Source organism: Amycolatopsis sp. BJA-103 (genome assembly GCF_002849735.1).
In the GTDB taxonomy this organism is placed as follows: domain Bacteria; phylum Actinomycetota; class Actinomycetes; order Mycobacteriales; family Pseudonocardiaceae; genus Amycolatopsis.
The window spans coordinates 5,426,511-5,448,150 of the sequence record NZ_CP017780.1; the positions used below are offsets into that span (position 1 = coordinate 5,426,511).

At 68.7% G+C, this 21,640-nt stretch carries 22 protein-coding genes; 14 read left to right on the forward strand and 8 right to left on the reverse strand.

What is annotated here, in order from left to right; genetic code table 11:
- Nucleotides 1-484: 484 nt before the first annotated feature.
- Complete coding sequence (locus BKN51_RS23540) at nt 485-784, reverse strand: helix-turn-helix domain-containing protein (RefSeq protein ID WP_101609661.1); 300 nt, start codon at nt 782-784, stop codon at nt 485-487.
- 348 nt (nt 785-1,132) lie between these two features.
- On the opposite strand from BKN51_RS23540, the gene BKN51_RS23545 reads away from it, so the two are divergent.
- The 7 genes from BKN51_RS23545 to BKN51_RS23575 are packed head-to-tail and all read left to right on the forward strand — an operon-like array spanning nt 1,133 to nt 8,102.
- Nucleotides 1,133-1,942, forward strand: coding sequence for a hypothetical protein (locus BKN51_RS23545; protein ID WP_101609662.1), 810 nt, complete (start codon nt 1,133-1,135; stop codon nt 1,940-1,942).
- The gene (locus BKN51_RS23550) at nt 1,926-3,266 is read left to right on the forward strand and encodes a hypothetical protein (protein WP_101613416.1); all 1,341 of its coding nucleotides are present in this window, start codon (nt 1,926-1,928) and stop codon (nt 3,264-3,266) included. Before BKN51_RS23545 ends, BKN51_RS23550 begins: the two co-directional genes overlap by 17 nt.
- Nucleotides 3,263-3,727: a hypothetical protein gene (locus tag BKN51_RS23555; protein WP_101609663.1), complete on the forward strand. Its 465-nt coding sequence runs from the start codon at nt 3,263-3,265 to the stop codon at nt 3,725-3,727. The genes BKN51_RS23550 and BKN51_RS23555 overlap by 4 nt, the downstream gene beginning before the upstream one ends.
- Nucleotides 3,724-5,076, forward strand: coding sequence for a hypothetical protein (locus BKN51_RS23560; protein WP_101613417.1), 1,353 nt, complete (start codon nt 3,724-3,726; stop codon nt 5,074-5,076). The genes BKN51_RS23555 and BKN51_RS23560 overlap by 4 nt, the downstream gene beginning before the upstream one ends.
- Before the next feature lie 24 nt (nt 5,077-5,100).
- Complete coding sequence (locus tag BKN51_RS23565; RefSeq protein WP_101609664.1) at nt 5,101-6,285, forward strand: hypothetical protein; 1,185 nt, start codon at nt 5,101-5,103, stop codon at nt 6,283-6,285.
- Nucleotides 6,286-6,339: 54 nt separating this feature from the next.
- Complete coding sequence (locus BKN51_RS23570) at nt 6,340-7,629, forward strand: O-acetylhomoserine aminocarboxypropyltransferase/cysteine synthase family protein (protein ID WP_101613418.1); 1,290 nt, start codon at nt 6,340-6,342, stop codon at nt 7,627-7,629.
- The gene (locus tag BKN51_RS23575) at nt 7,626-8,102 is read left to right on the forward strand and encodes a CoA-binding protein (RefSeq protein ID WP_101609665.1); all 477 of its coding nucleotides are present in this window, start codon (nt 7,626-7,628) and stop codon (nt 8,100-8,102) included. The genes BKN51_RS23570 and BKN51_RS23575 overlap by 4 nt, the downstream gene beginning before the upstream one ends.
- Before the next feature lie 3 nt (nt 8,103-8,105).
- Here the strand turns inward: BKN51_RS23575 and BKN51_RS23580 are convergent, their stop codons facing one another.
- Nucleotides 8,106-10,223 (reverse strand): RICIN domain-containing protein, encoded by a 2,118-nt coding sequence (locus BKN51_RS23580; RefSeq protein WP_101609666.1) that lies wholly within the window; start codon nt 10,221-10,223, stop codon nt 8,106-8,108.
- Nucleotides 10,224-10,330: 107 nt separating this feature from the next.
- On the opposite strand from BKN51_RS23580, the gene BKN51_RS43600 reads away from it, so the two are divergent.
- Nucleotides 10,331-10,507: a hypothetical protein gene (locus tag BKN51_RS43600; RefSeq protein ID WP_168214377.1), complete on the forward strand. Its 177-nt coding sequence runs from the start codon at nt 10,331-10,333 to the stop codon at nt 10,505-10,507.
- On the opposite strand, the gene alc is transcribed toward BKN51_RS43600, so the two are convergent.
- The gene (alc, locus tag BKN51_RS23585) at nt 10,498-11,514 is read right to left on the reverse strand and encodes an allantoicase (protein WP_101609667.1); all 1,017 of its coding nucleotides are present in this window, start codon (nt 11,512-11,514) and stop codon (nt 10,498-10,500) included. The two genes, BKN51_RS43600 and alc, sit on opposite strands and share 10 nt — an antisense overlap.
- The gene (gene allB / locus BKN51_RS23590; RefSeq protein ID WP_101609668.1) at nt 11,499-12,845 is read right to left on the reverse strand and encodes an allantoinase AllB; all 1,347 of its coding nucleotides are present in this window, start codon (nt 12,843-12,845) and stop codon (nt 11,499-11,501) included. Before allB ends, alc begins: the two co-directional genes overlap by 16 nt.
- A gap of 103 nt (nt 12,846-12,948) precedes the next feature.
- On the opposite strand from allB, the gene BKN51_RS23595 reads away from it, so the two are divergent.
- From BKN51_RS23595 to pucL, 4 genes are read left to right on the forward strand one after another with little or no spacing between them, the layout of a single operon-like run.
- Nucleotides 12,949-13,425, forward strand: a complete 477-nt coding sequence (locus BKN51_RS23595; RefSeq protein WP_101609669.1) for a helix-turn-helix domain-containing protein — start codon at nt 12,949-12,951, stop codon at nt 13,423-13,425.
- A gap of 58 nt (nt 13,426-13,483) precedes the next feature.
- Nucleotides 13,484-13,975: a 2-oxo-4-hydroxy-4-carboxy-5-ureidoimidazoline decarboxylase gene (gene uraD, locus BKN51_RS23600; RefSeq protein WP_101609670.1), complete on the forward strand. Its 492-nt coding sequence runs from the start codon at nt 13,484-13,486 to the stop codon at nt 13,973-13,975.
- Nucleotides 13,972-14,289: a hydroxyisourate hydrolase gene (gene uraH / locus BKN51_RS23605; RefSeq protein ID WP_101609671.1), complete on the forward strand. Its 318-nt coding sequence runs from the start codon at nt 13,972-13,974 to the stop codon at nt 14,287-14,289. Before uraD ends, uraH begins: the two co-directional genes overlap by 4 nt.
- A gap of 6 nt (nt 14,290-14,295) precedes the next feature.
- Entirely contained in the window at nt 14,296-15,174 is an 879-nt protein-coding gene (pucL, locus tag BKN51_RS23610; protein ID WP_101609672.1) for a factor-independent urate hydroxylase, read from the forward strand.
- 433 nt (nt 15,175-15,607) lie between these two features.
- Here pucL and BKN51_RS23615 read toward each other — a convergent pair whose 3' ends face one another.
- A complete protein-coding gene (locus tag BKN51_RS23615; RefSeq protein WP_101609673.1) occupies nt 15,608-17,134 on the reverse strand; it encodes an alpha/beta hydrolase in 1,527 nt (508 codons plus the stop codon).
- Nucleotides 17,135-17,249: 115 nt separating this feature from the next.
- Nucleotides 17,250-18,248: an SGNH/GDSL hydrolase family protein gene (locus BKN51_RS23620; RefSeq protein WP_101609674.1), complete on the reverse strand. Its 999-nt coding sequence runs from the start codon at nt 18,246-18,248 to the stop codon at nt 17,250-17,252.
- Between the two features lie 133 nt (nt 18,249-18,381).
- Here BKN51_RS23620 and BKN51_RS23625 point away from each other — a divergent pair, with 133 nt between their 5' ends.
- The gene (locus BKN51_RS23625) at nt 18,382-18,957 is read left to right on the forward strand and encodes a TetR/AcrR family transcriptional regulator (protein ID WP_442857685.1); all 576 of its coding nucleotides are present in this window, start codon (nt 18,382-18,384) and stop codon (nt 18,955-18,957) included.
- Between the two features lie 102 nt (nt 18,958-19,059).
- Nucleotides 19,060-19,749 carry a hypothetical protein gene (locus BKN51_RS23630; RefSeq protein ID WP_101609676.1) on the forward strand — a complete coding sequence of 230 codons (690 nt, stop codon included), beginning with the start codon at nt 19,060-19,062 and terminating at the stop codon, nt 19,747-19,749.
- Between the two features lie 61 nt (nt 19,750-19,810).
- Here the strand turns inward: BKN51_RS23630 and BKN51_RS23635 are convergent, their stop codons facing one another.
- Together BKN51_RS23635 and BKN51_RS23640 are read right to left on the reverse strand one after the other, a co-directional pair.
- Nucleotides 19,811-20,182 carry an allophanate hydrolase-related protein gene (locus BKN51_RS23635; protein WP_101609677.1) on the reverse strand — a complete coding sequence of 124 codons (372 nt, stop codon included), beginning with the start codon at nt 20,180-20,182 and terminating at the stop codon, nt 19,811-19,813.
- On the reverse strand, nt 20,173-21,615 hold the full coding sequence (locus BKN51_RS23640; RefSeq protein ID WP_101609678.1) for an NCS2 family permease: 1,443 nt from the start codon (nt 21,613-21,615) through the stop codon (nt 20,173-20,175). The genes BKN51_RS23635 and BKN51_RS23640 overlap by 10 nt, the downstream gene beginning before the upstream one ends.
- Nucleotides 21,616-21,640: the final 25 nt, after the last annotated feature.

Below are 21,640 nucleotides of genomic sequence, written 5' to 3' on the forward strand. Positions count from 1 at the left end.
CGTTTTGACGTCGGTCGTGGGGTGGGTGTTGTGAAAGCCTCGTTCGCAACGGTGAAGGTTGGGAACGTGGCTTTCACGACCCTGTTGTCCTCGGTGACGCTGTTCCTGGCCGGGGCTGGAAGTGCCGGTCGTGTGATCAGAGACGGATCACGTGTGCTTGGAGCCGGATCTCGCGTGATCGGGAGACGTTCACGGAGTTCGCCGTCTGATCACGCGAGATCCGGCTCCGATCACGCGAGTCACGCCTTCGCTCACCTTGGGTCCAGCCACAACGCCACCGCGAAGGCCACACCAGCCTCCCGGGGCGTCGCGAAAGCCACTTTCGGGACATCAGACGTCCCGAAAGTGGCTTTCGCGACACGGCCGCACGGCATCGGACGCGGCGAAGGACACCTTCACCCCGTCACCGGCCCCGCTTACCAACACGCCACGTTTGACCTTCCCCTCAATAACCCGAATCGCCACTCACGACCACCTGGACCGATCACACCGCGGCGAGATTCTCTCCCGTCAACGCGGCCACCATCGCCGCCCGGGAACCGACCCCCAGTTTGGTGAAGATCCGGCGCATATGCGCGGAAACCGTGTTCAGGCTGATTTCCAGTACGCCGGCGATCTGCTTGTTCGTATAGCCCCGGCCCACCATGCGCGCGACTTCGTGCTCGCGCGGGCTGAGCAGATCGTGCGGTTCCGGCGTCACCGGTACGAGCAGGCATCTGACGCCGTACTCGGTGACGTCCAGCAACGGTTTCCGCTGCACCGTGGCACCGTCGTTCAGTTCCATCACACGCCTGACGAGTGATCTCGCCAGATTTCGTACGGCTTCGTCCTCTGTAACGACCTTCGTCCGTTGCCGCGCGAGATCGTGTATCGCTGGCGCAGGAAATCCGACCGCCGGGCCCATGGACATAGACCGGCCTCCCCCCTCTTGGTCTCCCTCCCTCTCTAGCAAACCCCTCCGACAGGAAAAGCGCATCGTCGATTTGTGTGACAGGTACGAACTAGTCGGTTCATGTCACACAAGAACGTGTGACTACCGGTACCCCCCGATGCGCGGGCAGTGTCGGTCCCGTGCTCACCGACGCGCCGCGCCGGCGATCGCGGATTTTCACCGGAGCAGAGGAGAACCGTTATGAGCCGTGGCTATGCGGCAGTGGACGGCGAGCTGGAAGACGAGCTGAGCCGTGAACTCGAGGCCGAGTTCGAAAACGAACTCGAAGACGAGCTGGAAGGCGAATTCGAAGACGAGGACGAGTTCGAAGACGAGGTCGGCGGGCTGGCCCGGGAGCTCGAAGACGAGCTGGAGGACGAGGCCTACGGCGAGTACGAGGACGAAGACGAATTCGAGGCCGAGTTCGAGGCCGTCGTCCGCGAACTCGAGGACGAGTTCGAACTGGAATCCGAGGACGAGGACTTCGCCCATCCGGGACGGCGGGTCTATTCCGACGCCGAGATGATGGCGCAACTGGCCTTCCAGGCCGAAAACGCGGAGACCGAGGACGAGGCGGAGGCCTTCCTCGGCGCGCTCGCGCCGCTGGCGTTCCAGGCGGCGAGATGGGCGGCACCGAAGATCATCAAGCACGGTCCGCAGCTGATCCGCGGCGCGGTCAACCTGGGCCGCAAGCTGTGGCGGAACCCGGCGACCCGCCGCGCCGTCCGGCACATCCCGAAGATCATCGGGCGCACCGCGCGCGATGTCGGGCGCCGATATGCCGACGGCCAACCGATCAACGCCCGCTACATCACGCGCAGGCTGGTCGGCCACACCGTGAACAGCGCGCAGAACGCGCCCGCGAACCGGCGGAGCCGGCAGCGCGGTCGCGGCCGTCCCCAGCAGCGCCGCCGTCGTCCCGCGGCCCGTGGCGGGCGCAAGACGCAGTCCCGTGCGCGTTCGGGCGCCGCCCGCCGCGGCAAGGCGCGCGGCCGTGCGCGCCGCCGCTGAGGCGCGGCCCGCGACATCCGGTGAAGCGGCCTCGTCCACCGGATCCCGGCGGGCGGGGCCATCCGGAGACGAGCTGACGGCTTGGGTCCTGTCCCAGGCCACCAACGTGGAACGGCATCTGGAGGCGCTGCGGCCGTTCCGCTGGTCCGAGTTCGGCGATCCGGCCACCGGCCCGAGCCGGGCCCATCTCGCGGCGGTCAACCGGACGATGGCGACCTTGCGGGAGCCGTTGTTCTCCGCCACCCGCTCGGCGCGCCGCGCGGCGGACGAGGCGGTGGCGCGGCCGGGACAGGCGGAACTGGCGCGGCTGCTGCGGGCGAAGTCCCGGGCACAGCACTGGGTCAGGACCACCGAACGGGTCTGGGACTTCTACCTAGACCTGTTCAACCAGCGCCAGGGCGCGTTCGCCCCATGGCTGGTGGCCTGCGACAGGGTGGCGCTCGACTGCTACCAGTATGCCTACCTCGGGATCGGGAGCTGGCGGTCGATCCCGACCCCGCCGCCGTTCTGCTATCTGCGCACCGGCTCCGGGCCGGCCACCTCGCGCCGCGGTATCCCCTTGCGTCGCTTGGGAAACCGGCTCAACCCGTTTCCGCTGATCCAGCTCCCGTACCACCGGCTGGTGAATCCGTGGACGCTCGGCGCGGTCCTGCACGAGGTGAGCCACAACCTGCAGAACGACCTGGGACTCGCCAGGGCGATCCCGTTGCAGGTGGCGGCGCGGCTCGTCGAAGCGGGGGTGCCGAGGCCGATCACCGGCGTCTGGGTCAGGTGGAACCGCGAGACGTTCGCCGACCTGTCCGCGCTGTTGCTGGGCGGCCCGGCGGTGGTCGGTTCGCTGTTCGACGTCATCGGGCGGACCGAACTCGAAACAACGGGGTTCACCCCGCGCGCGGTGCACCCGGTGCCGTATCTCCGCGCGAAGATCTCGGTGGAGCTGTTACGCCGCATGGGTTTCACCCGGCACGCGGAGACGTACGCGGCGATGTGGCACAAGTTGTACCCGAGGGTGAAGCTGATCAACGCGCCGCCGGCGCTGCTGAAGACGGCGGACAAGGCGATCCCCGCGGTGGTGGACGCGATGTGCTTCACCTCGTTCCCCTCGCTGGGCCATCGCCCGCTGGCGAAGGTGCTGCGGTTCGAGGCCAAGGAACAGGCGATGATCGAGGAAGCCGCGGAAAGACTGGCGGGCGGCGTTTCCCCGGGTGTGGTCCCGGAACGCTTCCTGATCGGCGCGGTCCGGTTCGCGCTCGAAGAACGGATGTCGACACCGAGACGACTGTTCGGCTTCTTCATGGAAGAACTCGGCAGGAGGGCGAGATGACACTCCACACCGAATTCTCCCGGCTGGGCACGGAAGTGAACCTGGTGGCCGCCTGCTGGCGGGCACTGGAGATCAGCGTCGCCGAGGACCGGCCCGCCGGCGTCGGGCTCGCCGCGGCGGATCATCTCGCCGAAGTCGTCCTCGACGGCACCGGCGAGGTCGAGGTGGCCACTCGCGCGACACAGCGTCCGGTGAGCGCGGAGTCGTTGCACACCACGGCGTCGTCACTGCTGAAGCTGCGGCGGCGGGTGGACGGGCAGTGCCGTTCGCATCACGCGGTTTCCGGGCTGCTGCGCGCGGTGCACGGACGGGAGCAGGAATGGCGTGGCTGGGCGAAGAGCTTTCACGCCGGGGTGGACCAGTGCGCCGCCGCCTTGTCCTCGGCGGAGGACGTGATGGTGCGGTGCTGGCGTGAAGCAGTGGAACTGGCCGAATTCAAGGGATGTGGGGCGACCCGATGACGATCAACGACGACCGCGGCGCGACGTTGCCGCGTGCACAGGACATCGACAGCGCGTACCCGCTGTCGACCGGGCAGTACCCACCGCGGGCGGCGGCCTCCGGCGAACTCGCCGAACAGACGATCAGCGACGCGCTCGGCTGGAAGTGGCGCGCGGGCGACACCAAGGGCTTCGTGGCGGCGCTGACCGGGAGTTTCGAGCTGAAGGAGGTCCAAGGGCGTACTGAAGCCAAGTGGACTCCGCGAGGGTATGCGATTCAAGCCGACCTCGGCGCCGTCACCGGCGGCCAGGCCTCGCTCGCGGCCCGTGCCCGGAGCGCGGTGAAGGACTCGCTGGCGCTGCTCGACTCGCTCCGTCCACTGAGGACGGACACGGATCCCGAGAACGCCGAGAGCTACCGGGCCCTGGTCCGGCACGACCTCGAACAGATCCGGCAGGAGCTGGAGAGCCCGCTGATCCGCGTGGCGCGGGTCGATCAGCTCTTCCTGCTGCTGCTCGGGAACGGCGGCGACCCGGTGCAAGGGCACCTCGGTCAGTTGCGGGACGAGCTCGGCCTGGTCTCGGGCAAGGTCAACACGATCGAGGAGGAGCGGATCCAGACCTCCTTCATCACACTGGCGGATTGGGTGGTCTCGTTGTTCCGGGGCTGGCAGGACGCGCGCGACAAGATCGATCCGTTCTCGCAGCCGACGGGCGGCCAGCCGTTCTTCGGCCCCGCCGTGGTCGCTCTCTCACGACTGCTGTCGGCGACGGCGTCCCAGGTCGACGAGGTCGTCGCGATGCTGCGGTCGGTGTTCATCCAGCAGGAGGACCTCGAAGTACTGCGTGTCCCCGATCCGGTGGGCGGGACCATGTCGCTCGGCGGGCTGCTGCGCTGGATCCGCGAGTTCGCCACCTATGAAGGCGGCAAGCTGATCGAATCGGCGGGCAAGGAGGGCGTCAGCACGTCGTTCATCCAGATCGCGAGGCGGTTGCAGCGCATCGTGGCGAACCTTCCCCGGCAGAACCCCGGTGGCTCCAACGGGGACGTGCCCGGCAACTTCCGCGCGTCGCTTCCCCCTGGCTTCTTCAGCTCCCGCGTGCAGCGGGCCATCGACGAACTCGACGACCACCTCCAGGAGGTCGTCCGGATCGCCGAGCCGATCGGGCGGGACGGCTCGCCGTCGTCGGCCGGGCCGAATCCGCCCGCGCCGCCCACCCCGCAGCTCACGCCGCCGTCCGGCCGGACACCGGCGGTGCCGTCGGTCGCCGAACTCCGTGAAGGGCACGGCTTCCAGGAAGAGCAGGCACCACCCGAGGCGGAGGAACCGCCGAAACCCCGGACCACGCGCAAACGGCCCGGGCAGTAGCCGGACCCGTACGGGAGGAACACGATGGGCACGGAAAAGGAATACCGGGAACTGTTCGACCGGGTCGCGGCATTGCGCGGCCAGGTCGCCGGGAAGCTAGCCAACGAACTGGGCAGCGATCCGAAACTCGGCGACGCGGTCCTCAAGCAGCTCGACGACATGCTCACCGCGGTCGAGGCCGAACAGCGGGCCAAACCGGGGCCCGCGGACGGCGGGATCGCGCAGCTCGTCGGCCTCGGCGACAATTCGGCCGCGGACCTCGGGGCGACGGCGATGCCGCCGGGTATCGACGCCTACGACGAGACGGTCGCCTCGGAACGGGTCATCGCGGTCGGCGACCTGTACTACCTGTACCAGCACGAACGGATCGGCGTGTTCCGGGTGGTGCAGAAACTGCAGGAGCTGTTCCAGGGCGGCGCCATCCGGCTTTCGGACGGCCCCGGCGCGTTCGGCCTGTACCGGTTCGACCGGCGGGACGTCCTGCGTTACACCCGGCGGGACCGCGTCAGCGCGTATCGGCGCGTACTCGGCTACGGCAAGGGTCTCGGCTCGGCGAACTCGCGGCCGAACACCGACTTCCACCAGCTGTTCACGCAGTTCTCCAACCAGGTGGCGTTGTTCTGGCGGGACAAGCGGATCTCCGACGTCGTCCGGGAACGCGCGTACGACCCGAGTTTCGGCAGCGTCGCGGTCGTCCGGCGCAGTGGGCTGGACCTGCGGAACAACCTCAAGTTCACCTCCTACGGTCACCTGAACGTGCTGCGGGTCGAGGTCATGCAACTGCTGACCGAGGCGTTCAAGATCCTCGGCTCGGAGGACGTGCTGGACCTGTTCGGCGCCTCCAATGCGTGGGACACCGTGGACGAGGTGCTGATCCGCTACTTCGACCAGCGGCTGGTGTCCTCGCCGCGGCAGCGGATGGCGGTCACTGGGCGGCAGGTGCTGCGCTGGCTCGCGGCGCCGCACATCCTCGAAACCACGAGGTCGGAGTTCGAGGCCCTGCTGCTCGAGATCGCGGAGCCCGCCGAAGAGTGGCTGACCTCGGCGCAGTCCCTCCGGCTGGCCGACCGGACGAACTCGCGGGAGGTGCTGCCCATCGACCGGCACCGGCCCGCCGGGGTGGCGGTGGCCCGTTCCGAACAACGTCCGGTCACTCCGCGCCGGAACGGCCACCGTCCGGGCACCGTGATCACCCTGGACCGCCCCTAGCCACGTGCTGGGAACGATGGTCACGGGGTGGGACGCGAGGTAGCGTCGGTCGCGATGAGTGAACGCACCTGGGGCTTCCGCACCCGCGCCCTGCACGCGGGCGGGACGCCCGACCCGGCGACCGGCGCCCGCGCCGTGCCCATCTACCAGACCACGAGCTTCGTCTTCGAGGACGCGGCCGACGCGGCGAACCTGTTCGCGCTGCAGAAGTACGGCAACGTCTACAGCCGCATCGGCAATCCGACGGTCGCGGCCTTCGAGGAACGCCTGGCCAGCCTCGAAGGCGCCATCGGCGGTGTCGCCACGAGCAGTGGCCAGGCGGCCGAGTTCCTCACCTTCTCCGCGCTGGCCGAGGCCGGGGACCACATCGTCTCGGCGGGCGGGCTCTACGGCGGGACGGTCACCCAGCTCACCGGCACGCTGCGCCGCTTCGGCATCGAGACCACCTTCGTCAGCGGAGACCGCATCGAGGACTACGCGGCCGCCGTCACCGACCGGACGAAGCTGATCTTCACCGAGGTCATCGGCAATCCCGGTGGCGGGATCGCCGACCTCGCCGGGCTGGCCGAACTCGCGCATGCGCACGACATCCCGCTGGTCGTCGACGCCACCCTCGCGACGCCGTACCTGTGCCGTCCGATCGAGCACGGCGCGGACATCGTGCTGCATTCCGCGACGAAGTTCCTCGGCGGGCACGGCACCACACTCGGCGGGGTGATCGTCGAATCCGGGAAGTTCGACTGGGGCAACGGGAAGTTCCCGAGGATGACCGAGGCCGTCGAGAGCTATGGCGGCCTGAAGTACTGGGAGAACTTCGGCGAGTACGCCTTCTGCACCCGGCTGCGCGCCGAGCAGTTGCGCGATATCGGCGCCGTCCTTTCCCCGCACTCGGCCTTCCTTCTGCTGCAAGGGGTCGAGACCCTGCCACAGCGGATGGACGCCCACATCGCCAACGCACGGGCCGTCGCGGAGTACCTCGCCGCGGATCCGCGCGTGGCCTGGGTGAACTACGCGGGCCTGCCGGATCACCCGCATCACGACCGGGCGAAGAAGTACCTGCCCGCCGGGCCCGGCGCCGTGTTCTCCTTCGGCGTCGAAGGCGGCCGCGCGGCCGGGGAAACGTTCGTGAACTCCGTCGAACTGCTGTCGCATCTGGCGAATGTCGGGGACGCGCGGACGCTGGTCATCCACCCGGCGTCCACCACGCACCAGCAGCTTTCCGAGGACCAGCTGCGCGCGGCGGGCGTCGGCGCGGACCTGATCCGCCTGTCGATCGGCCTGGAGGACGTCGACGACATCCTGTGGGATCTCGACCAGGCACTCGGCAAGGCGGTGGCGGGATGAGCTACGACGTCGGCGCGGTCGAACGCCGCCGCCTCCTCTCGCGGACGAAGTCCGTGACCATCGTCGGTGCCTCGAACAATCCGGCGAGGCCGAGCTACTTCGTCGCGACGTACCTGCTCTCCTCCAGCGAGTACCAGGTCAACTTCGTGAACCCGAGGCTGGACGAACTCCTCGGGCGGCCGGTGTACCCGTCGCTGGCCGACGTGCCCGGCGAGGTCGACCTGGTCAGCGTGTTCCGCAAGCACGACGACCTCCCCGGCGTCGCCGAGGAGGTCGTCAGGGCCGGAGCGCGCACGCTCTGGCTGCAACTGGGCCTGTGGCACGAACCCGTCGCCGATCAGGCCAAGGAAGCCGGACTGGACGTGGTGATGAACCGCTGCGTCAAGATCGAGCACGCCCGGTTCGCCGGTGGGCTCCACCTCGCCGGTTTCAACACCGGAGTGATCAGCTCCCGCCGCCAGTCCGCTCCCTGACCGCTATTCCGCCGCCGTGTTCACCGTGAACGGCAGCCACTGCACGGTGACCCCGTTCGCCGGCGACACCGGCATCCGCCAGTTCTGGCAGCCGCGTCCCGGGACGCGGTCCCAGATGAACAGCGGTGCCCCCTGGCCCGCGGTGCAGCCCTGGTCCAGCAGTTTGCCCGCGTTCTGCACGGCGTACCGGTACACCCCGGTGCCGACGCCCTGCGGTTCGATCGTCCACTTCTGGCACGCGCCCGCGACGCGGTCGTAGGTGGTCACCGGGTTCCCGCTGGCCGTACTGCAGCCGGTGTTGTCCAGCACCTGCCCGGAATGCTTGGCACGGAACTGGTAGTAGCCGTCACCGGTGCCCCACGGGAAGAACTTCTGGCAGTCCGCGCCGTTCGACGGCCACTGCTGGACCTTGGTCCCGTTGTTCCAGCCGCACGCGGCGACGTCGGCGTAGAGGCCGCTCGACACCGCTTGCAGCGAGACCCAGGCGTCGTCCCCGAACTCCCCGCCCGGGTCGAAGGTGGTGGCCCGGAACCGGTAGTCGTGGCCCTCCTGCAACAGCCCCGGCGGCGCCGTCCAGGTCGCGGTGGTGCCGGACGGGACGTCCCACTGCCAGAAGTCCCCGATCATCGTTTCGCCTTCGTAGACATAGAAGACAGCGGTGACGTTGCCGCCGTCGGGGTCCGTCGGCGTGAAGCGCAGCGTCGGGGTCAGGGACTTCGTGTAGGTGACACCGCCGGAGTCGACGCGATCCGAGATGTCGTGCCCGGCGGCGGGATTCGGCCGCTGGTTCCGGTACGTCACCTCGAGGTACGGCGACTTGCCGCCCTCGCTGGACGAGAACTTCTTCCAGCCGGACGAATCCGCCTCGTTCTCAGCCTTCAGCAGCATCGAACCGGTCGTGACCCCGGCGCCCGCCCAGGCACCGATCAGGTTCCCGATCGGCGTACGGACCCAATCGGCCGCACAAGCCGCGCTGTAGCCGCGGGTCGCGTTCGTCGTCGCCCAGCGGGTGCCGGGGGCCGGCTGGTTCGCCCAGCGGGTGCCGGTGCCCACCAGGGCGGTGTCCCAGACCTCCCAGTTGCGCGGCGAGCACGAGTAGGAGTGGTTGCCCCACAAGGCCAAAGTGGCCGATTCGATCTCCGCGCCCCGGAATCGCGACACGTCGAAGTGGAGGTACGAGCGGGCCTTCGTGGCCCCGCCGTCGTAGGTGCCGATGCGGAGTTCGGTGGCACCCGACTGGTCGGTGGTGGCGATGTTCGACTGCGTGAAGGTGTCGAAGTTCGTCCACACCGAAACACCGGGATCGACGATGACCGGATAGGCGCGCGCCGGGTCGGCGAAGTACCCCGCGTCCGGCGTCACGTTCAGGCCGAGGGTCCCCCGCTCCTTGGCCGACACGACCTTGCCGACCTTCACCTTCGCGGCCGGGTCGCCGCTGCGCTGGTCGATCCGCGAGTCCCACATCTCGGCGGCGGGCACGCTGCCCACCACGTCGCCGGACGCCGTGACGAGCGCCGTGTTCCCGTCCGCGTCGGTGCGCGGTGTGAGCCCGGTGGCCCGCAGCGGGAGGGCGAACGTCAGCGCGCGCTCGGGACGGCGCTTGACGACGAAGAACTGCTCGAACCCGGTCCGCGTGGCCTTGACCTGCAGGTCGACGCCGGGCTGGACCTCCGGATAGGTGGCGACCTCACCGGTGAGCACCGGTTCGGGCAGCGCGCCCGGGTACTGCAGGGCGACCTTCCCGTCCCGGCTCTGCACGGTGGCGAGATCCCCGCTCTTGCCGTTCGCGCCCGTCAGCACGAGGTCACGCGGATGCGCCTTCGGCCGGACGAGGCCGTCGGCGCCCTTCACCAGCGTCAGATCGACAGGGGTCCAGTCACCGCCGCGGCGGACGTGGACCGGGCCGCCGTGCACCTGGGTGGTGCGGGAACCGTCGGGATTGGCGAAGGTGGCCGAGTTCTCCGTACGCTCGGAGAGGATCTCGACCGGCTTGTTCTGCGATCGCGCTGCCGTTTCGGGTGACGTCGCTTGCGCGGGAGCAGCGAGAACGGCGCTCCCGGCCAGGCACGCGGCGACGAGCGCGAGGCCCCGCCGCGGGATTCTTCGGGTTTCGGCTTGCACTTCGATCTCCCCAATCGTGGATGAAACGGTGACACATCGCTTACGCATGTCACATCCACGGGGTTGCCCGCCGCTCGAAAAAATCCGGCCGCGTGAGAGGGTGCGGTATGGCCAAACCGACTCCGCTGCAGCTCAGGAACATCGTCATGGCATTGCTCATGGTCGGTGCCCTGGTATGGAACCTGTCCATCGGCGGCGCTTGGTGGCTCACCGCGATCTTCTCGGTCGGAACCGTCCTCTCGCTGCTCTCCGCGTACCTGAACCGGCCCGGCGCTCAGCCCTGAGCACCCCCGAAGCGCGAAGTGAGGTCCTCACGGCCTCGGTCGGTCAGGGCGCCGAAGAGGCGTAGGCGTGCCATGCCGCCGTCGGGATAGATGTCGAGACGCACTTCGGTCACCTCGGGTCCCGAAGCGAGCGCGAACCGGTGCCGCGTGTCCGGCTGCAGGCGGGTCTTCGGCAGCAGCTCGACCCATTCGCCGTCGCCGTCCCGCCCGCTCAACGCCGCCCAGCCGGGCGCGTTGCCCTTCAGGTTGCTGTTGTCCAGTTCGGCGAACCGGACGACGCCCGCGCCGGCGAGCCGCACGGTGACCCAGTCGTTCCCGTCATCACGGCGGCGGGACGTCTCCCAGCCCTCGGCCTGGTGCGCGGCGAGCCCGGGCGAGAAGAGGTTGTTGGGCGAGGAATAGAACATGTCGCTGCATCCGGTGACGACCGCGCCGTTCTCCAGGGCCGCGAGGTCCAGCGCGCCGAGGTCGAGCAGCCGCGGGTCCGGGATCGGCGTGCCGTGCACCCGCAGCCGGGCGACACCGCCGTCCGGGTGCATGGTCAGCCGGACGTGCGTGTAGCGCTTGCTCCCGCCGACCTCGAAGAAGTTCTCCGTATGACCCGAGGCCGCGCCGCGTTTGACCAGCACGTCCCAGTCGGCTTCGGATACTTCGGCCGCACTGGGGTAGCCCTCGACGGCGCACGCCTCGACCGAGACGAACGGCGGGTAGTTCCCCTTGAAGAACGCGGTGTCCACGACGACGCCGGTGATCGCGCCCGCCAGGCCGAGCCGGACGACGGCCTGGTCGTCTCCGGGCTCACGGTGCCGCCGGGTCTCCCAGCCGTCGTAGACCTGGCCCTTGGGGCCGAACGTCTCCGCCCGGTGCGCGGGCGTCCAGGGATTGACCAGATTCTCCTTCTCGGCGAACAACTCATCCGTCGCCCACATCACGGTCCCGCCGAACTTGCGCGAGGCCAGATCGGGCAGCTTTGTCCACTCAGGACGGTCGTTCACGGTCTCCTCCATCTCAGCTCCTCATCCCGGGTCAGCAGGACGCCTGCCGGGTCTTCACCGGTGATCTCCTTGCCGCGCAACCACGTGCTCCGCACGACACCGGCGAGCGGACGTCCGTGGTAGGCGCTGACCGGGTTGCGGTGCTTCAATTTCGCGACGTCGACGACGAACGCGTCGTCGGGTGCGAACACGCTGAAGTCGGCGTCGTAGCCCGGCGCGAGGTGGCCCTTGCGGCGCATCCCCGCCTGCGCGGCCGGATGTTCGGCCATCCAGCGGACGACGTCGGTGAGCGCGAACCCGCGCTGCCGCGCCTGTGTCCAGACCGCGGGCAGACCGAGTTGCAGGCCGGCGATCCCACCCCAGGCAAGCCCGAAATCGCCGCTGTCGAAGCGTTTCAGCTCCGGCGTGCACGGCGAATGGTCGGTCACGACGCAGTCGATGACGCCGTCCGCGAGGCCCTGCCACAGCAGTTCGCGGTTCCCGGCCTCACGGATCGGCGGGCAGCACTTGAACTGCGTCGCCCCGTCGCCGATCTCCTCCGCGGTGAAACTCAGGTAGTGCGGGCAGGTCTCGGCGGTCAGCCGGACGCCGTCGCGCCGCGCGCTCTCGACCATCGGCAGCGCGTCCGAAGAGGACAGATGCAGGATGTGCGCGCGCACGCCGGTCTTCCTGGCGAGTTCGATGACCTGCGCGATCGCCACGTTCTCCGCGCCACGCGGCCGCGAGTGCAGGAAGTCTTCGTACTTCTCGCCGTGCGGATCGGGCGCGTGATCGATCGCGTCGGAGTCCTCCGCGTGCACGATGATCATGCCGTCGAAGGTCCGCAGTTCGGTCATCGCCTCTTCGAGCCCGCGCGCGTCCAGCGGCGGGAACTCGTCGACGCCGGAGTGCAGCAGGAACGACTTGAAGCCGAACACCCCGGCCTCGTGCAGCCCCCGCAGATCCGCCAGATTGCCCGGGATGGCACCACCCCAGAATCCGACATCGACGTGCACGCGCCCCTCGGCGGCCTTGCGCTTCACCTCCAGCGCCGCGACGTCGACCGTCGGCGGCAGGCTGTTCAGCGGCATGTCCACGATCGTGGTGACCCCGCCCGCCGCGGCCGCGCGGGTCGCCGAAGCGAAACCCTCCCATTCACTGCGGCCCGGATCGTTGACGTGCACGTGGGTGTCCACGAGACCCGGCAGCAGGACGACGTCCTCGCCGAGTTCGAGCACCCGATCGCCGTCCAGCGCGGCTCCGGCCGGTTCCACCGCGACGATGCGGCCATCCTCGATGCCGACCGTCGCGGGTACTTCTCCGGCGGCCGTGATCGCCCTGGCAGCCTTGATCACCAAGTCCATTGATACTCCCAATTTCCACTGAGTGGAATCGAGGTTTCGCACTCCGACATTAACTCCGGCCACCCTGCTCGTCAATGAGCCTCGGCGGCGCTACCTTCGCTGGGTGCAGTTAGAAGCCGAGTTCACCAGCGAACCGTTCCACGGCGAGGGCCCGCCACCCGAGCATGCCGTCAAAGCGCGCGACACGGCGGAAGGCGCGGGCCTCTCGGCCGACTTCGGCCCGCTCGGCACCCTCGTCCGCGGCGACGCCGACACCCTGCTCGACGCGCTCCCCGCCATCGCCAGGGCGGCACTGAACGGCGGCGCGACCCGCGTGACCCTCCAACTCCGGCAGGTCGGCGACGACGCGGGCGAGCCGGCCGTCGAACTGCACAGCGCCCTCGCCCGACTCATCGGCGACGTCGAACGCGAGCTGGGTGGCAAGCTCGACACCCTCGACCGCGCCGCCAAGCAGCGCGCGGTCCGGCTGCTCAAGGAACGCGGCGCGTTCGGCCTCCGCAAATCGGTGTCGACCGTCGCCGAGGCACTGGGGGTCACGAGGTTCACGGTCTACAACTACCTCAACCGCGACCAAGACTGAAGAGTGAATTCAACAAAATGTTGACGGAGGCGGATCCGTCGCCGTACCGTCGGTTCCCGTGCCGCTCACCATTCGAGAGTTCGACCAGGCACCCGCCCAGGACGTCCGGCCGGTGCTGACAGCCTGCCTCGACGTCCCGCGCTGGGTGGAAACCCTGCTGGCCAGGCGCCCTTACACCGACCTGGCCGCCCTGCTCGCCGCGTCCGAGTCGCTGACCCCGCTGCGCCCCGACGAGATCCGGCAGGCGATGGCCGCCCATCCCCGGATCGGGGAGAAATCGGGCGGCGAGAGCACCGAAGCCGGTTGGTCGCGCTCGGAACAGTCCGGTGTGGACGGTTCCGCGGCGCGTGAGTTCGCGGCGGCCAACGCCGAGTACGAAGCGACGTTCGGGCACGTGTTCCTGGTCTGCGCGAGCGGCCGGAGCGGCCCCGAACTGCTGGAAAACCTCCGTTCGAGGCTCTCGAACGATCCGGAGAAGGAACTCGAAGTGGCCGGTCAAGAGCTGGCCAAGATCGCCGCGCTGCGGCTGGAAAAGGCGGTGACGTCATGAGCCTGGTGACCACGCACATCCTCGACACCGCCGCGGGACGCCCGGCGGCCGGGGTCGGGGTCCGGCTCGAAACCGGCGCGGGCGAACCGATCGCCGACGGCCGGACCGACACCGACGGCCGGATCCGCGACCTGGGCCCGGAAACCCTGGACCCCGGGGTGTACCGGCTGGTCTTCGACACCGGCGCCCACCTCGGCCCGGACTCCTTCTTCCCCGAAGTCACCTTGACCTTCCGCATCGCCGACGGGACCGAGCACCACCACGTGCCGTTGCTGCTCAGCCCGTTCGCCTACTCCACCTATCGAGGGAGCTGATCGCCCGTGGCCATCACCCTGGGCCCCAACCAGTACGGCAAGGCCGAAGTCCGGCTCGTCACCGTGCGGCGCGAAGGCACCGTCCATCACCTCAAGGACCTCACCGTTTCGACGTCGCTGCGCGGCGACCTCGCGGCCACGCACCTCACCGGTGACAACGCCGACGTCGTCGCGACCGACACGCAGAAGAACACCGTCTACGCCTTCGCCAAGGAGGCCCCGGTCGGTGAGATCGAGGACTTCGCGCTCCGCCTCGGACGGCATTTCGTCGACTCGTTCGAGCACATCTCCGGCGCCCGGGTCCTGATCGACGAGCATGGCTGGAACCGCATCTCCGGACATGACCACGCGTTCTCCCAGGCGGGCAGTGAAAAGCGCACGACCGCGGTGACCATTCAGGACGGTCAGGCCTGGGTGGTGTCCGGTTTGGACGATCTCGTCGTGCTCAAGTCGACCGGTTCGGAGTTCCACGGCTTCCCGCGTGACGAATACACGACACTGGCCGAGACGAACGACCGGATCCTCGCGACCGCCGTGACCGCTCGCTGGCGTTACCAAGGTGACGGCATCGACTGGGCGGCGAGCCACACCGAGGTCCGGCGGATCCTGCTGGAGACCTTCGCGGACAAGCACAGCCTCTCCCTGCAGCAAACGCTGTACGCGATGGGAGAGGCCGTGCTCGAGGAACGCGAAGAGGTCGCCGAAGTCCGGCTGTCACTGCCGAACAAGCACCACTTCCTGGTGGACCTGTCGCCGTTCGGGTTGAAGAACGACAACGAGGTCTTCTACGCCGCCGACCGGCCGTACGGCCTGATCGAGGGTGTGGTCCTGCGCGATGACGCGGAGGACGCCGGCCTGGCCTGGCACACCCTCGCCGCCTTCTAGGGCGCAGTGAGGTCGCGGTCCAGGCGGTCGTGAGTGGCGATTCGGGTTCTATTTTGCGTGCCAGTGTTCGCAAGTTCGTGATGCCCAGCGGCCGTGTCGCGAAAGTCCTAAAACTCGTCCCGCAGTACATGAAGGCCCCCTTCCTTGCGCCTAGGTACAGGAAGGGGGCCTTCATGTACCTAAGACCCCTTCGGCACTAACCCGAATCGCCACTCACGACCCAGCGCCGATCCGCCGGGCGACGATGTTGCGAAAGCGCCCTTCGCAACACCGCCCTCAGGCGGCGGCGATCGGGCAGGCGAGGTGGGACTGTGTGGATTTCGGGACATCTAACGTCCCGAAATCCACACAGTCACCAACCTGGCCCCGCGTCGAAGGAAGCCACCAGGCCACGCCCCGCGCGACACCTTTGCCCTGCACCTCAAGATCCTCGCTAGGGAACCGGCAGCGGCATCCCGGGCACGCTCTGGTCGGCGGGGACGACCCCGTCGGCCAGGTACGCGTCCACGACCTTGTCCACTGCGGCGTTGCCGGTCGCGTAGAGCCCGTGGTCACCTTCGCCGGTCACCGTCAGCATCCGCGAGTTCGCGAACCCGGCGTGTGCCTTCCGGGCTCCCTCGATCGGCGTCGCCGGGTCGTGCTCGGACTGGACGATCAGCACCGGCGGGACACCCTTGCCGTCCAGCTTCGGCAGCGGACGCGGTTGCTTGTCCCAGAACAGGCAGACCGAGGCGTTCAGCACGCCGCCGCCCGCCATGAGCAGTCCGCGGTCGAGGTTCCGCTGCGAGTCGCGGATCAGCGACTCGCGGGTGCCGGTGAACCGGCCCTCCCCGCAGAGGGTGTTCCAGAACGTGGCGTCCTGCGCGTCGGGGTAGTCCCCCGCGTCCTTGACGGCAGCGAGAGCGTCGGCCTTCGCCTGCTCCCCGTTCTCCAGCCCCGCCCGCACCTTGACCAGCAGGTCGGCCAGCGCCGGGAAGGACTCCTTCTTGTAGAGCATGTAGACCATCGCACCTTCGAGCTCCATCGGCCCGTTGCCGTTGAGCGGATGACGCGACAAGGTGTACCGGAGCCGCTCGTAGGCCTGCCGGACCTCTTCGCCGCTGGTGCCGAAGTGGTACTTGGCGTCGTAGCGCGCCATCCACGGCAGGAAGTCCTGCCGCCAGCGTCGTTCGAACCCGACCGCCTGCCGGTTGAACGAGTTCTGCCACGTCGTGGTGAACTCCGTCGAGGAGTCCAGCACGAACCGCCCGGTCCGCTGGGGGAACTGCTGCGCGTAGTGCGCGCCCAGCCAGGTGCCGCCCGAGTAGCCGACCCAGTTGATCTTCTCCCGGCCGAGCAGCACCCGGAGCAGGTCGAAGTCCTTGATCGTCTGGTAGGTGGTGATCAGCGGCCCGAGTTCGCCACTGGCGGCCTGGCAGGACTTGGCCACGTGTTCCGCGTTGGCCAGGATCTGGTTCAGGTTGCGCGGATCGCGGTCGCGCGGGTCCAGCTGGCGGACGAGGTCCGCGGTGCCACGACAGGTGACGTTGGTGCTCTTGCCGGTCCCCCGGACGTCGATGCCGATGACGTCCTGGTGTTGCCGCAGCTTCTCCTGCCCGCGGAACGTGACCGGGAACCAGCGCCCGGCGCCGCCCGGCCCGCCCGGGTTGGTGAGCACCGACGCCGTCGACGGTCCGGTCGACTTCAGCCTGCTGACCGCGATGGTCAGATCCTGTCGCTCCGCCGCGCGGTCCCAGTCGCGGGGCGTGCGGTAGGTCGCGCATTCGAGTCCGCCGATGTCGGTGCCCGGCGGCAACGTGATCAGCTCCTCCGCCGCGCAAGGATGCCAATCGAGTGTCTGGCCGGTGTAGCGGTCCGGGATGTTCGTCGTGTTCAGCGTGCTCGCCGAAGCCGGCAAGGCCCCGGCGAGCAGCCCGCCCACGACCACCGGGATCACCCCGGCGGTCAGTAGCCGCTTCATCTGCTGCCCCCTTCTTTCCTCGGTTTCCCAACGGATCTCGACGCTAGGGCCGGGCCTGCCGCGCGAACATCGACCGCAGGTAGCGCCGGAAGGTGAACCAAGGATTGAGGGGTGGCTAGGTCCGCGGCACAAGTCCCGCCGCGGCGGCCTTCCGCTGGAGTTCGTCCGAAGTGGTCGCGTTCCGCGCGTCCGGCGCCTTCGTGGACGCGGCGGTGGTGCCGCCCAGCGCCTTGAAGACCAGGTCGGCTTCGGCCTTCATTCCCGCCGCGTACGGGTGGTACGCGACCGCGCGGAAGAGGTTGGTGTCCTTGCCGCTGACCCACGCCGCGTCACCGGAGCAGGCGTCGTGGCCGCGGCTCGGGCCGTAGGTGTCGACGTAGCGGGCGCCCTGCTTGCGGGCGGCGGTGGAGACGGCCTTGTTGAGCGCGCGTTCGACCTCGTCGGCCCAGGCGTAGTCGCCGTCGGCGAACGGGACCACGCTGGGGCAGTAGCCCTTCGGCGGCACGATCCTCGGGTAGCCGACCAGCACGATGGTGGCGGCCGGTGACCGCTCACGGACCCCCTTGACGACGCGTTCGAGGTTGCGCTGGGTGTTCGCGAGCGCCGCGAGCAGGGTGTCCTTGCCGTTGATCGTGAAGTGGTCCTTGCACGGCGAGCCGGTCGGGTCGTCGTCGCGCAGCTCGGGGCAGGTGCCGATCAGGCTGCCGAAGACGCTGTAGTCGTTGCCGCCGATGCCGATGGTCACCAGGTCCGTGTCCAGGGTCAGCGCGTCGAACTGCGGCGGCACGCTGCCCAGCGCCAGGCTCGGCGAGGGCACCGTCTGCGGGCTGGTCATGTTCGTGGTGTCCGCCGACGAGCAGCTGACGTCGGTGAACGCGCCCGGCTTGTAGTAGAGCCCTAGCTTGGTGGCCAGCCAGGCCGGATAGTTGTTGTTCGACCGGAAGCACCAGCTCGCCTGCTGCCACGGGATCAGCGGGCCCGCGGTGTACGAGTCGCCGAGGGCGACGTACTTGCGGAAGGCGGGGCTCTCCGCAGCACTCGCCGGCGTCCCCAAACTCGCTAGGGAGACGACAGCCAGCAGCGTGGCGAGGACAAGTCGGGCGGTACGGCGCATGGCGACCTCGTGATCCGTCGTTGGACTACCGGCCGATCCTGACAAGTTCCCACCTCCGTCCACAATAGAAGTGAGCATCTTTCACGTTTCAGGGGTGAGAACGCCACTTGATAGAACGCTCTATCATGGGAGCGTGACAGGAACACGGGAACGCATCGTGAACGCCGGCGCCGAGCTGCTGAGGCGCAACGGGTACACCGGCACCGGGGTCAAGCAGATCGTCGAGGCCGCGAAAGCACCGTTCGGCTCGCTCTACCACTTCTTCCCCGGCGGCAAGGAGCAACTCGGCGAGGAGGTCATCCGCACCTCCGGGATGATGTACCTCGCGCTGTTCGAGATCTTCTTCGCCGAAGAGCCGGACCTGATCCACGGGATCGAAGCGTGCTTCGCGAGCGCGGCCGAGACACTCCAGGTCACCGACTACGCCGACGCGTGCCCCATCGCGACGGTCGCGCTGGAGGTCGCGAGCACCAACGAGAAGCTGCGGATCGCGACGGCCGACGTCTTCACCGCGTGGATCGAGACGGGCACCGAGAAGCTGGGCAAGTACGGCCTCGAACCCGCGGCGGCGCGACAGCTCACGATCGCGTTGGTGAACAGTCTCGAAGGGGCTTTCGTGTTGAGCCGATCGCTGCGTAACACCGAAGCGCTCGAGGTCGCGGGGGTTTCGTCGGTCGCGTTGGCGCGCACGCTGCTCCCCGATGCGTGAAGCACCGACGGCGGGCTTCTGAACTCCGGGGTTTCTCCGCAACGCGCAACGGCTTCCGATCGACCTAGCGGTCGTCAACGCCGAATTCCGTTTGGGGAGCACATGATCATCAGGAAGCTCGTGATCGGCACCATCGCGGCCGCCGCCCTGCTGACCGCCGTCGCGGTGCCCGCGACCGCCGCCGAGGTCCAGCCGTCCACCCTCACCACGACCACCAGCAGCACGAAGATCGACGCCGGGAAGACCGTCACGATCTCCGGCAAGCTCAAGAAGGCCGACGCCACCCCGATCGCGGGCGCCGAGGTGGGCATTTCCTTCTGCTTCAACGGCTTCTGCGGTGAGGCTCAGGCCAAGCCGGTCACCGACGCCGCGGGCGCCTACAGCGCGACGCTCACCCCGATCCGCACCGGCAACTACCACGCCGACTTCTTCTCCACCGACGCGGCGGTCGCGAACTCGCAGGCCGACACCCCGAAGATCGTCGTGCTCCACCCGGCGAAGATCACGTCGTTCGCGGCGGGCCGCGGTGCGGCCAAGGCCGTGACCGGCTCCGGCACGATCGACTTCCCCGGCCAGTACACCGCGAACCCGATCCCGGTCGAGCTCCAGTACTTCTCGTTCAGCACCTACCGCTGGACCACGGCGGCGACGGTGGACGCCACCTGGAACGGCACCACCTGGGCCTACGCGGCTTCGGCCGAACACCGCAAGCCCGGCGTCTGGCGGGCCTTCTACGCGGGCACGCCCGAGATGTTCCACGCGGCGGCGAGCGACCTCGTCTTCGTGCTCTGACCTGTTCCGTGAAGGCCTCCTTCCCTACCGTCAGGGTAGGAAAGGAGGCCTTCACGGACCGCTAGCGGGACGCCAGGTAGGCCCGCCAGTCCCCCACGCCGGAGATGTCCGTCAGCTCGTCGGAGTCTACAAAGGACGAACGCAGCACGGTCGCGAGGCAGGCCGCGCCGTCCTCCAGTTCGATGACGCCCAGTTCCAGTTCCGGCGGCTCGGCGGGGACGAGGTGGTCCCGCAGGACCGCGAGCGGCAGGTCGTAGACCTCCCCGACCACGGAGCCGGAACCGCCTTCGTACATCGCCGGAAACCGGTCCCCCACCGAGAAGTAGTGATACTTCGGCGCGGATCGGGCCACGCAGCACAACGGCGCGCCCTGCAACTGTTCGTGCAGCGGACCGCCGCGCATCCCGCCGCCGTTGAGGAACATCAGAACCACGACATGATCCCTTCGATCCCGAAGTACACCCCGAACACCGCGGCCAGGATCCCGAGGATCCAGCCGATCTCGCGGATCTTGCCCTTGCAGATCTTGATCAGCACGTAGGCGACCAGCCCGGCGCCGATGCCGTTGGTGATCGAGTAGGTGAACGGGATCAGCGCGATGGTGAGGAACACCGGGATCGCGAAGTCCAGGTCCCGCCAGGGGATCCGCGCGCACTGGGCCATCATCATCCCGCCGATGACCACCAGCGCGGGCGCCGCGGCCTGCGCCGGGACGACCGCCGCGAGCGGGGTCAGGAACAGCGTCGCGGTGAACAACCCGCCGGTGACGATGCTCGCCAGCCCGGTCCGCGCGCCTTCACCGACTCCCGCCGCCGACTCCAGGAAGACCGTGTTCGGCGCCGATCCGGTGACCCCGCCCGCCAGCGCGCCCGCGCCGTCGACCAACAGGATCCGGCCCATCCCTTCGACCTTGCCGTCCTTGACCAGCCCGGCCTCCTCGGAGACCGAGGTGATCGTGCCCATCGCGTCGAAGAACCCGGAAAGCACCAGCGTGAACAGGAAGACCGCCGCGGTCACCGCCCCCGCCGACGCGAAGCCTCCGAAGAGGTCGATGTCCCCCAGCAGGCTGAAATCGGGATGCGCCACGACCTGCTCGGGCACCTTGGGTTCGACCAGCCCCCAGCCGTCGACCTCGAACACGCTGTTGACCAGTACCGCGAGCCCGGTCGCGACCGCGATGCTGATCAGCACCGCGCCGGGAACGCCGCGGCTCACGAGCACGATCATCAGCAGCAGACCGAGGCAGAAGATCGCGATCGGCCAGCCTTCGAGATGGCCCGCGATCCCCATCCGCACCGGCACGGTCGACTGCGCGGAGTCGGGTGTCCGCGTGACGAACCCGGCGCTGACCAGGCCGACCAGCGCGATGTAGAGACCGATGCCGACGGTGATCGCGACCTTGAGCGGCATCGGGATCGCGTTGATGATCCGTTCCCGGACACCGGAAACCGCCATGAACACGATGCAGACGCCTTCGAGGACGACGAGGCCGAAGGCCTGCGCCCACGTCATGGTCGGCGCCATCTGGAAGGCGACGACGCCGTTGACGCCGAGTCCGGCCGCGAGCGCCAGCGGCGCGTTGCCCACGAAACCCATCAGGATCGTGGTGACGCCCGCCGCCAGCGCGGTCGCGGTGGTGATCGCCTCGGTGCTCAGCCTCGCGCCGGTGATGTCCGCCGACGCGCCGAGGATGAGCGGATTGAGCAACACGATGTAACACATCGCGACGAACGTGGTGATCCCGCCGCGCACCTCGCGGCCGACCGTGCTGCCGCGGTGGGAGATCTTGAACCAGCGGTCGAGCCCGGACAGCCGCCCCGGTTCGGGCGAGGGCAGGTGGGGACGCTCTGTACCTAATTGGGTCATGCCTACTCCACAACGTTGTGGGGCG